The following is an 11,963-nucleotide window of genomic DNA, read 5'->3' on the forward strand; positions in this document are numbered from 1 at the left end:
GATGCTATTCCCCCGCCGCCGGAACCGCATCATGACTTTGGGCGATCATGCCCTTTGCCACATTTGCGACCGCATTCAGGACGGCTTCGGGGGTTGCTGGCGCATCGAGCATCGGGATCACCTTGTAATTCCCGACCGATGCAATCGCATCAGCAATTGCGCGATGCACTGAAATCGCCAGCATCAGGGGCGGCTCACCAACCGCCTTGGATCTGTGGATGTTTTTTTCAACATTTCTTCCGGATGACCACAACTCAAGCCGGAAATCATCCGGACGATCCGAACATGCGGGAATTTTATAGGTGGACGGCGCATGTGTGCGCAAACGACCGGCATCATCCCACCACAATTCCTCAGATGTCAGCCATCCCATCCCTTGAATAAAGCCGCCTTCGATCTGCCCCCGGTCAATCGCCGGGTTCAACGACCGGCCGACATCGTGGCTGATATCAACGCGGGTCACCTTGTATTCACCGGTCAGGGTATCGATCATCACCTCGGAACAGGCCATGCCATAGGCGAAGTAATAGAACGGCCGACCCGATGCGGTTTCGCGGTCATAATGTATTTTCGGTGTCGCATAATAGCCCGTTGCCGAAAGCGAAACACGCGCCAGATAGGCCTGTTTGATCAGATCGGCAAATTCCAGTTCGGTCACATCACCAACAATCACCCGGCCCGGAACAAACCGGACGGCAGCCTCGGCCACACCGTATTTCTCAGCCGCAAATGCAATCAGGCGGGATTTGATTGTGATGGCGGCATCGCGCGCTGCCATGCCGTTCATATCCGCCCCGCTTGATGCCGCGGTTGCCGATGTGTTGGGAACCTTGCCGGTATTGGTTGCCGTGATTTTGATCCGGTCCAGATCAATCTGGAATTCTTCGGCAACAACCTGGGCAACCTTGATAAACAGGCCCTGCCCCATTTCCGTCCCGCCATGGTTCAGATGCACTGATCCGTCCTGATAAATATGGATCAATGCGCCTGCCTGATTAAGGAAGGTCGTGGTAAAGGAAATGCCAAACTTGACCGGCGTGATTGAAATACCGCGCTTGATCACCGGGCTTTCGGCGTTAAACGCATCTATTTCTTTGCGGCGCTTGCGATAATCGCAAGATGCCAGAATGTCGTCCGTCAGTTCCGCAAGGACATTATCCTCGACCGTCATGTGATACGGTGTCGTGTTGCGGTCGGTTGTCCCGTAATAGTTGGCGATCCGTACATCAAGCGGATCGCGGCCAATCGTCATAGCGATTTCATCGATGATCCGTTCAATCGCCACCATCCCCTGCGGCCCGCCAAAACCGCGAAACGCGGTATTGGATACCAGATTGGTTTTGCAGCGATAGGACCGGATTTCAACATCGCCAAGGAAATAGGCATTGTCGGTATGGAACATCGCACGATCACAGATCGCGGCCGACAGATCGGCCGAGAAACCGCAATTGACGGCATATTGAATATCCAGCCCGCAAATCCGGCCATCATCGTCAAAGCCGACATCATATTCGACAATAAAGTCATGGCGTTTGCCGGTCATGACCATGTCATCATCCCGATCCAGACGCATTTTTGCCGGACGCCCGGTTTTGACCGCGACAATCGCCGCCAGTGCCGCCCATTGCGATGCCTGCGTTTCCTTGCCACCAAAACCGCCCCCCATACGGCGAACTTCGACCGTTACGGCATTGGCCGGACGACCAAGGACATTGGCGATATTGTGCTGAACCTCGGACGGATGCTGGGTCGAACAATGCAACAGCACATCACCGTCTTCCTGCGGGATGGCAAAGGTGATCTGTCCTTCAAGATAGAAATGATCCTGCCCGCCGATTTCCATCACCCCGGACCGGCGATGCTTGGCACGTGCCAGTGCCGATTTGGCATCGCCCTGCGCCATGACATGGGGTGGTGCAACAAATTGCTGTTTTTCCAGTGCTTCCCTAACGCTCAGGATCGCGGGCAGTTCTTCATATTCGATCTCGGCCAGCTTGACGGCATTGCGTGCCTGTTCGCGGGTTTCGGCGGCAACACAGAAAACCGGCTGACCGTAAAACTGCACAATCCCGTCGGGCAGAACCGGATCATCATGGGTATGGGCGGGTGACACGTCATTGACACCGGGCACATCATCCGCCGTCAGAACACAAACCACACCGGGGGCGCATCGCACCTTTGACAGATCCATCTTCGTAATCCTGCCATGTGCGATGGTTGCCGCACCGGGTGCCAGATGAAGAGTGCCGAACGGCTCAAGAATATCGTCAACATAAACCGCTTCGCCCGCGACATGTTTCGGGCCACTGTCATGCTTGCTGGCGGACCGGACCCCACCTGAAAGCCCCGGTGTCGGTGCCAGAAGTTCGTCCGGGTCTTTGGTATCGATGATTTTGGGTGCGTTGTCAGACATGGGCGGCCTCTCTGCCAACCAGACGGGTGGCAATTTCAGGTGCCGTTGTTTCGATAAACAGTTTGGTCAGAAGGTTCTGCGCGACCAGCATGCGGTATTCCTTTGATGCCCGCATATCCGACATCGGTGCAAAATCCCTGGTCAAAGCCAGTTGCGCCGCACTCAGGCTGGCCTCGTTCCAGTCCTTGCCGATCAGGGCCGCCTCGCACTTTTTGGCCCGCATCGGTGTTCCAGCCATGCCACCAAATGCCGCCCGGAACTCGACCACCTTGCCGCCATCAATCCGAATGGCAAAGGCCGCAAGAACCGCCGTAATGTCCTGATCAAACCGCTTGGAGATCTTGTAAGCCTTGAACTGCACCCCGGCGGCTGGTTTCGGAACGATGATGCTTTCAACGAACTCGCCCTTGGCCCGGTCCTGCTTGCCATAGGTGATAAAGAAATCTTCAAGGGCGACTTCGCGCCGGATATCACCCATGCGCAGAACAATCCGCGCGCCCAATGCAATCAAGGCAGGCGGTGTATCGCCAATCGGCGATCCATTGGCGATATTACCACCAACCGTCCCCGCATTGCGGATTTGCCGTGACCCGATCCGGCGAACCAGTTCCCCGACATCACCGGCAATCATGCCAAGCGCAGCATGAGCATCGCTATAAGTCACACCGGCACCGATGGTCAGAGCACCGCCCTTTTCGCGGACCGATTTAAGATCGGCGACATCCCCGATATAAATGATCGGATCAATCCGCTTGAGCATCTTGGTCACCCAAAGCCCGACATCCGTTCCGCCCGCCAGCACCGTCGCATCGGGATGGGCCACCAAAAGTGCGGCCAGTTCATCGCTGCTGCGCGGCGCGAAGTAACGACCCACCGGCATTTCGAATGCCAGCATGCCTGCACCTTCGATCATCGCGGTCAATCGGGTCGCAATATCGGAACGGCGTTTTTGTTCGACCGGATCGGTTGCGCTTATGCCACCGGCCTCGCGGGCGGCTTCGATGATCGGTCCGTAACCGGTGCAACGGCAAAGGTTCCCGGCAAGGGCGTCATTGATGGCACCCCGGTCATCCTCGCCCCCATCCAGCCAAAGCTGATAGAGGCTCATGACAAAACCAGGCGTACAGAAACCGCATTGCGACCCATGGGTTTCTACCATGGCCTGCTGCACCGGATGAAGGCTGCCGTCATCGGATTTAAGATGTTCCACAGTCAGAAGCTGCTTGCCATCAAGGGTCGGCATAAACTGGATACAGGCATTGACCGTCCGGTAACGCATGCTGCCCATTCCATCCGGTTCGCCCAGAATAACCGTGCAGGCACCACAATCGCCCTCGGCACAGCCTTCTTTCGTCCCGGTCTTGCGCTCGTTTAAGCGCAGCCAGCTCAAAACCGTCATTTGCGGATCGATATCGCGCAGGCGACGTTCCTCGTTTCCGAACAAGAACCGGATATCATCGCGTGTATCAAGGGCCGGTTTGGTCATGATGGCCTCAGCTGCCACGATAGGTGGAATAGCCAAACGGCGAAAGCAGCAGCGGCACATGATAATGTGCCTGCGCATCTGAAATACCGAACCGGATTACGACCTGATCAAGGAATTTCGGCCCCGGCAGATCAAGACCGATGGCGTCGAAATACGCCCCGGCATGAAAGACAAGCTGATACTCGCCCGGCTTGAACGAGGCACCATCAAGCATTGGCACATCGGTTCGCCCGTCGGCATTGGTTACGGCTTCGGCGACCAGATCATCATGGCCGTCACCAAAACGGTGCAGCTCGATCCGGATGCCGCCCGCCGGGCAACCTTTTGCCGTATCTAGAACATGGGTAGTCAGTCGTCCCATGCCGGGCCTCCTCTTTTCTCTCTCATGCGGTGGTCGGTCGCTTCTTCCCTGGTCGGCTTTTCTGATTGATCGTTTTATGCCGAACGAATTTATAGCGTTTCAAAAAGGTCGCATTAGGACACGGATCGTGGAAAGAGGCGATAAAGTGAAACTATATCAATAATTCTTTGAAAAACGATTGCCATAGCTTCGTGCAGAATACTATCAAAGTCGGATCAAAAGCTTTTAAAAGCCAATAAAAAACCGGCCAAAGCGATTTCCCGTCCAGGAACATTATCAAAGTCAGATTGATAGTGCGGCATGATCATCCATCAATCAGCGCGCAGGAGTTCTTCCTTGCTGCGCTTCGACCTATGGTTAATGCTACACCAAACAGCCCGCATGACAAAGCCGGGCGTTGCGATATCAGGAGAGGCCAAAGATGACCGAACAGAATTATGCACGCGACCTGATTGGCTATGGCCCCAATCCGCCAAAGGCCAACTGGCCGGGCAAGGCCCGTGTTGCGGTGCAGTTCGTGCTGAATTACGAGGAAGGCGGTGAAAACTGCGTTCTGCACGGGGATCGCGCGTCAGAATCCTTCCTGTCGGAAATCATCGGTGCCGACATGCGCGAAGGCGTTCGCCATATGAGCATGGAGTCGATTTACGAATATGGTTCGCGCGTTGGTGTCTGGCGGATCCTGAACCTGTTTCGCGAACGGCAAATTCCGATCACCATCTTTGCCGTTGCCATGGCACTGGCCCGCCACCCGAAGGTTGGCGAAGTCGCGATGCGCGATGGTCATGAAATCTGTTCGCATGGTTATCGCTGGATCGATTACCAATATTTCCCCGAAGAACTTGAACGCGAACACCTGCACAAAGCCATCGACATCATCAAGGATGTGACGGGCGAACGCCCGCTTGGCTGGTATACAGGCCGCACAAGCCCTAACACCCGGCGGCTTGTCGCCGAAGAAGGCGGCTTCCTGTATGACGCGGATGACTACAGCGACGAACTGCCTTTCTGGTCGACACAGACAGAAACCCCGCATCTGATCGTGCCCTATACGCTTGATGTCAACGACATGCGCTTTACCGCCATGCAGGGCTTCAATTCCGGCGAACAATATTTTCAATATCTGAAAGACAGTTTTGATACGCTTTACGAAGAAGGTGCTGAAACCCCGCGGATGCTATCGGTCGGTTTGCATTGCCGTCTTGTCGGCCGTCCGGGTCGGTTTGCAGCCCTGAAACGCTTTGTCGATTATGTGCGCGGTCATGATGATGTCTGGTTTGCACGTCGCATCGATATTGCGCGTCACTGGCGCGAACATCATCCGTTCACCGAAAACCAATAACCATGAAGAAAAACAAGAACTGAAATGGCCGATATGACCAAACCTGCAAAATCATTGTTCGAAACCCGACCACCCAGCACATTGGCGCAAAGCGCCTTTGTCTCGCTGTATGGCGGGGTTTACGAACATTCGCCCTGGATCGCTGAACAGTTATATGATCGCGGCATCACGCCCGCCCTTGATACCCCTGATGCACTCGCCGATGCCATGGCGGCCGTGGTAAATGGCGCGGTTGATGGTGACAAACTGACACTGCTTCGCGCCCACCCTGATCTTGCTGGCAAGCTTGCATTGGCGGAACTCACGCATTCCTCGCAGAATGAGCAAACCGGTGCCGGGCTTGATCAATGCACGCACGATGAACTTGCCCGTTTTACGCAATTGAATGACGACTATAAAAAGAAGTTCGGTTTCCCGTTCATCTTTGCGGTCAAAGGGTTCCATCGGACCGACATCCTGAACGCATTCGAACGCCGCGTTAAGAACGATGTCGAAACCGAATTTAACGAGGCCATCAATCAGGTACACCGTATCGCCAAGCTGCGCCTCGAAGCCCTTTGATCACCAATGACCGGCCCGAACAAAATAACCGATAATCAGGATTTAGAAGCCATGAGCCACCACACAAACCATGATGCCCCGGAATTTACCCGGCGTTTTGTCAATCTGGCCGACGAACGTCTGGGCGCAGAGGCAATCTTTGCGACCGACGATTTCTTTGCCGACAAGCAACGCATGTTGCAAACCGCCGATGCCATTTTTTATCCGGATAAATATGATGACAATGGCAAGTGGATGGATGGCTGGGAAAGCCGCCGGAAACGTGTGGAAGGTCATGATTACTGTGTGGTACGGCTGGCAACATCGGGCCGGATTTACGGTGTCGATATCGATACCAGCCACTTCACCGGCAACTTCCCGCCCGCCGCATCGCTAGAGGCATGCTATTGCCCGGATGGTGATCCCGCCGAAGATACAACCTGGATCGAAATTGTTGCCCCGATCGGGTTGCGTGCCGGTGTCGGCGCAGAAGCCCACCATTATGCTGACGTCACGGCAGAGGGCGTTTTCACCCATGTCCGCCTGCATATCTATCCCGATGGAGGCATTGCCCGTCTGCGCGTTTATGGCCGCCCGGATCGGGACTGGTCAAAAATGGCAAGCAGTGCCGATCAGATTGATCTGGCAGCCATGATCAATGGCGGCGTGGTCCTGACATGGTCGGATGCCCATTATGGCAACCCGAATGCCATTCTGGCCCCGGGCAGAGGCATCAATATGGGTGATGGCTGGGAAACCAGACGGCGCCGCGAACCCGGCAACGAGTGGCTTATCGTTGAGCTCGGCCATCCTGGCGAGATCGAGAAAATCATCGTCGACACCTGCCACTTCAAGGGCAACTATCCCGACCGGGTTTCCATTCAGGCCGCCTATGTGGATGGTGAAAAGGATAAGTCGCTGCGCGCACGTTCGATGTTCTGGCAAACCATTTTGCCTGAACAGAAAATGCAGGCCGACCATATCCACGAATTTGATGCGTCGGTCATCGCCAAGCTCGGCCCGGTATCGCATTTGCGCGTCAATTCCATTCCCGATGGCGGGATCAGCCGCCTGCGCATTCTTGGCAAACCGGCAAAGCGATAAGACTATGAAACTGAAAGTCGAACCGCTAAACCCCGCGGCTTTTGCCCCGTTTGGCGAGGTGATATCCACCGCCACCGCGCGGGACGAATATAAAATCAATCTGGGTACAACAACGCGGTTTCACGACATATCGCGCGTTGATGTCGGGGACGAAGGTGGCATACCAATCATCAGCATTTTTCGCGGCACACCGCGCCCGATGCCGATTGAAATCAAAATGATGGAACGCCATCCACTGGGCTCCCAGGCGTTCGTGCCTCTAAGCGGTCAGAAGTTCCTGATTGTTGTGGCAGAGGGTTCAGATACCCCTGCCCTCGAAGACCTACGCGCCTTTATCTCGGACGGGACACAAGGTGTGACTTATGCCAAGAATGTCTGGCACCACCCGCTTCTGGCGCTTGAACCAGAAAGTGATTTTCTGATCGTGGATCGCAGCGGCCCGGGCAACAACCTGAACGAAATTGATCTGCCGATGGTTGATGATACGCCTGTAACGCTTGACTGGCCCCAGACTTGAGAAAACGATCACAAGACATTGCACCCTGATCAATTGCGATCAGGGTCGTTTTGCCAGTCCCTGATTGCCAAGATACCGGTGCAGTTCGCTGGAATCACCGACAACATCCTCGGCCCCGGCCTGCATTAACATTTCGGCATCTTGCGGATTTCGATGGCCTCCACCAAGAAATCCGACGGATCGCATCCCGGCCGCCCCGGCGGCAATAATCCCGGCGGGGCTGTCTTCGATCACAAGACAGTTTTCCGGTTTGGAACCGCATTCCCGCGCCGCATGCAGGAAGATATCCGGGGCCGGTTTGCCATTTGCCACTTCCTCGACCGAGAAAATCCGCGCCTCGAAGAAATCAAGCAAACCGGTATTTCCAAGACAGGTATCAAGGCGTGCCAAATCACTGCCCGATGCAACGCAAACCGGCACATCAAGTGATTTCAGAACCGCGTCAATGCCACCAATCGCCCGCAGATCTGTTTCAAAAAGACTTCCGAGCAGATCTTCACATTCTTTCTGATACTGCACGGCGTCAATCGCGGTTGCGTGATCATTATTCAGGCAGTCGACCATCCCGGCATAGGACACACCGCCAAAACGGCGCGCCAGGTCATCCGACGAGACTTCAATGCCATAGCCTGCAAGTATCTGAACATCGACGGCAAACGACAGCACTTCACTATCGATCAGCACCCCATCGCAATCAAAGATGACAAGATTGATCACTGTGTTGCCGCGCCGCCACCCAGATCAAGGGCAAGCAACCGTTTCTGGATTTCCTGTGACAGCACCGCACTTGGCTGCGCCTCAAGGGCGCGCTGATAAGCCGCGCGTGCCATTTCGGTTTTGCCCATCGCAAGGGCATTTTCGGCAAAATGCGCAAGATGTTCAGCCGTCGGCATTGCCTTGTTTACAGCCACAAATATCTCTTCTGCTTCCTGATATTTGCCCTGCTTATAGAGCACCAGCCCGTAGGTATCGAGCGCACCGGGATCACCGGGTGCAACCTGCAAGGCACGCTTGATCAGACGTTCTGCTTCACCCAAATTTTCACCACGAACCGCATAATGGAAGGCAAGCCAGTTCGCCGCACCGGCATTCCCCGCATTCGATGCCTGCGTTGCTTCTGCCAGCATGGTGTTGCGATAGGTTTCCATCACCGCCTTGATGGCATCGCTATCAAGACCATCAACCCATGTCAGACCGACACGGACCGCCTTGCATCCCTTGCCACCCTTTTCCTGACAAAGGGCAACGGATTCTTCAACCGCGCCCAGCACGGTCGCGCTCGGCCCGGCGGCATATTCAACCCCTGCCTCGTCACGCGATAGCGCCTTGAAATCGATCATCGCCCGGTATCGTTCGTCAACCGGCTTTTCCGCCGGGCTTGCGAACATATCCTGAGGCTCCCATTTCGCAGAGGTATCGCCGCAGGCCGCCAGCGTTAGAAGGGCCAGGCCCGCAATGAGATGATGTGTCCGGATCAACAAAGCAGTCATTCCCTGATGCTGTTTCATGTGATGACAAAGCATAGCCTGTCCCGATTAGGCAGGCGTTAACGATACTGGCCCCACTGCACCCCACCGATCAAAAGATCGGAATAACGGGGTGAAACCGCTTTGAAATTACCATCGGCAAGATCACGCAACATTGCCGCATGGTCGATTTCGTTCTGGCCATGGAAGAAACTGGTCACAATCTGCCAATCATCATCCGCGACCTCATAACGATAGATATCAACATAATCACGCGCCGTGAAAAAGGCTGCTTCTTCCATTCCATCGCCGTCAAGATCGACCAGCAACAATGCGCACTGGTCCGGGGCTCCTGTGCCTGAACCTTCCTTGCGACAGAAGCGGCGATCATATTCAAGCTGTGCTTCAAGCAATCCGGTTACGGCTTCCCCAGGCACGCGATATTCCGCAGGATAAACCGGAATATTGTCAATTTCGCCCATCACCCGTCCGGCATCGGAATCGATATGGCTGCGCAGTTCAGCAAGTGGCGGCACCGTGTCGGGTTTTGCCACGTCAAGTTCAGCAAGTGCCTTCTCGCCCGGCATTCCAAGATTTCGGGCAATGAAAGAAAGATCAGCCGTGTCCCAGTCTGCCATCGACAAAAGACGGCTTTGCTGATTGCGCGCCGAAATGCTGACCGGGTCAAGCAACGGCAGATGTATGATAAAGGCCGTCAGGGCCCCACAAATCGCGATATGGCCAAACGCCCGGCGCAACGATACCGGGGTTGACTGGCGACGGCCAAATGCCGCCACCGAAAGCCATATCGTCGCCATCAAGACAAATACCGCCGCCCAGATCGCATAAATCCGCGATGGGGTCAGTCCGTATTCACGCACCCGGATATAAATCGTTGCCATCGCAATCAGGGCAAAAATCGGTGCCATCCACAATGTAAAGCGAAAGACACGATCACCGATCCGGCCAAACAAGGTTACACCTTCGCCTGCCTGCACCGCCCCAAACAGTAGGTAACTTAACCCTGCTGCGGCGGCCATCACGGTCCACCAGACACCAAATTCCTGATCCAGCAGAACTTCCCAGCCACCCAATGCCGCCGCAATCAGAAACAGGAAAAGCCCCAGAGCCTGAATCGGATAAAGAATGCGGAACATTCCGCCAATCACTTGGCGGACCGGGATCAGAAGCCCCGATTTTTCACGCGCAATGAGGATACCTGTGGCAAAAGCCGCCCCCGAAAGGGGCATCGCAACATACGCCTCACTGATCAGGTCCCAAATCTGGTCGATCCCCACCAGCATAAACAGCGAAGACAAGGCATAAAGAACGGGCCAGACAACACCAACCCCGACCAAACCAAATGCCAATGCCAGCTTGATTGACCAGATTTCGGGCACCAGTGCCGCCCGATCCGGATAGTTTGGTAAAACAGTCGTCTGCAACGGCCCCCATATCCGCCATATGGCGACAGCAAGCCCGACCCAAAACGCCTGACAGGCGAGCAAACCTAAAATGGCGACATCATCGGTATGATCGAACCCGACCAGATGCTGAAATGCCAGCACCTGAAGGGCTGCGAGGGTTGGTAAAACAAACGTCACCGCAAGATCATCACGCAGACGACGCACGCCAATGGCAAACCAGCTGCAATAGGCCAGTGCGGCAATAAAGGTCATTAGACTCGCCAGAAGATAGTCATCCTCCCAGCGATAATCGATCAGATACCAGAATGCGAAGCCATATGCCGCGCCGCTAAGGGGGAACAGCCAATGCGCTTTTTTCATCGGTTTGCCTTTGCTCGTGCCCGATTGTTCGGGTCAGGTTGTCTTTATAAACAGTATTAAAACAGAAAAAGCCGCCGGGATCATCCGATCTCCGGCGGCTTTAACTTTTTGTCTTAAAAAGACTTTTTTATGGTCTAAGCCGATCAGGCGCGGCGTTCTGCGATCATCTTTTTGATTTCGGTGATCGCCAATGCCGGGTTCAGGCCTTTCGGGCAGGTATTGGTGCAGTTCATGATCGTGTGGCAACGATACAGGCGGAACGGATCTTCGAGCGCGTCGAGACGTTCACCGGTATATTCATCACGCGAGTCAGCCAGCCAACGATAAGCCTGCAACAGAACAGCCGGGCCGAGATAACGGTCGGAGTTCCACCAGTAAGACGGGCACGCGGTCGAGCAGGAGAAGCACAGGATGCATTCCCACAGACCGTCAAGCTTCGCGCGTTCTTCACGCGACTGCAGACGCTCGCCATCGGGCGGAGTCGGGCTATCGGCCTTCAGCCACGGCTCGATCGAGGCGAGCTGTGCATAAGGCTGCGACAGATCCGGCACCAGATCCTTGACCACCGGCATATGCGGCAGCGGATAGATTTTGACCTCGCCCTTGATGTCCTCGATCGGTTTCAGACACGCAAGCGTGTTGCGACCGTCGATATTCATCGCGCACGAACCGCAAATGCCTTCGCGACAAGAACGACGGAATGTCAGGGTCGCGTCGATCTCGTTCTTGATCTTGATCAGCGCATCAAGAACCATCGGACCGCACTTATCAAGGTCAATGTCGTAAGTATCGGTACGCGGGTTATCGCCACTGTCAGGATCATAACGATAGATCTTGAAGCTGCGGGTGTTTGTCGCGTCAGCCGGTGCAGAGAACGACTTGCCCTCTTTAACGACCGAATTGGCGGGAAGATTGAATTCTACCATCTCTCAAATCCTCTCTTGCCG

Annotated in this window: 11 protein-coding genes; 4 read left to right on the top strand and 7 right to left on the bottom strand. The window is 55.0% G+C overall.

Features of this window, described 5'->3' with window-relative positions; genetic code table 11:
- Window positions 1-4: 4 nt before the first annotated feature.
- Genes xdhB through uraH form a run of 3 tightly spaced genes read right to left on the bottom strand, consistent with a single transcriptional unit; the run spans window position 5 to window position 4,260 of the window.
- Window positions 5-2,413 (bottom strand): xanthine dehydrogenase molybdopterin binding subunit, encoded by a 2,409-nt coding sequence (gene xdhB, locus ABIE64_RS04900; RefSeq protein ID WP_354376794.1) that lies wholly within the window; start codon window positions 2,411-2,413, stop codon window positions 5-7.
- Window positions 2,406-3,899, bottom strand: a complete 1,494-nt coding sequence (xdhA, locus tag ABIE64_RS04905) for a xanthine dehydrogenase small subunit (RefSeq protein WP_354376795.1) — start codon at window positions 3,897-3,899, stop codon at window positions 2,406-2,408. Before xdhA ends, xdhB begins: the two co-directional genes overlap by 8 nt.
- A gap of 7 nt (window positions 3,900-3,906) precedes the next feature.
- Complete coding sequence (uraH, locus tag ABIE64_RS04910) at window positions 3,907-4,260, bottom strand: hydroxyisourate hydrolase (protein WP_354376796.1); 354 nt, start codon at window positions 4,258-4,260, stop codon at window positions 3,907-3,909.
- 421 nt (window positions 4,261-4,681) lie between these two features.
- On the opposite strand from uraH, the gene puuE reads away from it, so the two are divergent.
- The 4 genes from puuE to ABIE64_RS04930 are packed head-to-tail and all read left to right on the top strand — an operon-like array spanning window position 4,682 to window position 7,763.
- A complete protein-coding gene (gene puuE, locus ABIE64_RS04915; protein WP_354376797.1) occupies window positions 4,682-5,602 on the top strand; it encodes an allantoinase PuuE in 921 nt (306 codons plus the stop codon).
- Between the two features lie 24 nt (window positions 5,603-5,626).
- On the top strand, window positions 5,627-6,163 hold the full coding sequence (uraD, locus tag ABIE64_RS04920) for a 2-oxo-4-hydroxy-4-carboxy-5-ureidoimidazoline decarboxylase (protein ID WP_354376798.1): 537 nt from the start codon (window positions 5,627-5,629) through the stop codon (window positions 6,161-6,163).
- Window positions 6,164-6,214: 51 nt separating this feature from the next.
- On the top strand, window positions 6,215-7,246 hold the full coding sequence (alc, locus tag ABIE64_RS04925) for an allantoicase (RefSeq protein ID WP_354376799.1): 1,032 nt from the start codon (window positions 6,215-6,217) through the stop codon (window positions 7,244-7,246).
- 4 nt (window positions 7,247-7,250) lie between these two features.
- Window positions 7,251-7,763, top strand: coding sequence for an ureidoglycolate lyase (locus ABIE64_RS04930; protein WP_063092552.1), 513 nt, complete (start codon window positions 7,251-7,253; stop codon window positions 7,761-7,763).
- 39 nt (window positions 7,764-7,802) lie between these two features.
- Here the strand turns inward: ABIE64_RS04930 and ABIE64_RS04935 are convergent, their stop codons facing one another.
- From ABIE64_RS04935 to ABIE64_RS04950, 4 genes are all read right to left on the bottom strand, one after another.
- Window positions 7,803-8,480 carry an HAD family hydrolase gene (locus ABIE64_RS04935; protein ID WP_063092551.1) on the bottom strand — a complete coding sequence of 226 codons (678 nt, stop codon included), beginning with the start codon at window positions 8,478-8,480 and terminating at the stop codon, window positions 7,803-7,805.
- Window positions 8,477-9,253: a tetratricopeptide repeat protein gene (locus tag ABIE64_RS04940; protein ID WP_223304889.1), complete on the bottom strand. Its 777-nt coding sequence runs from the start codon at window positions 9,251-9,253 to the stop codon at window positions 8,477-8,479. The genes ABIE64_RS04935 and ABIE64_RS04940 overlap by 4 nt, the downstream gene beginning before the upstream one ends.
- A 56-nt stretch (window positions 9,254-9,309) precedes the next feature.
- Window positions 9,310-11,016: a DUF4153 domain-containing protein gene (locus ABIE64_RS04945; RefSeq protein WP_063092549.1), complete on the bottom strand. Its 1,707-nt coding sequence runs from the start codon at window positions 11,014-11,016 to the stop codon at window positions 9,310-9,312.
- A gap of 143 nt (window positions 11,017-11,159) precedes the next feature.
- Window positions 11,160-11,942 (bottom strand): succinate dehydrogenase iron-sulfur subunit, encoded by a 783-nt coding sequence (locus ABIE64_RS04950; RefSeq protein WP_063092548.1) that lies wholly within the window; start codon window positions 11,940-11,942, stop codon window positions 11,160-11,162.
- Window positions 11,943-11,963: the final 21 nt, after the last annotated feature.

Origin of the sequence: Thalassospira sp. MBR-102 (assembly GCF_040549275.1) — a bacterium.
GTDB lineage: Bacteria > Pseudomonadota > Alphaproteobacteria > Rhodospirillales > Thalassospiraceae > Thalassospira > Thalassospira xiamenensis.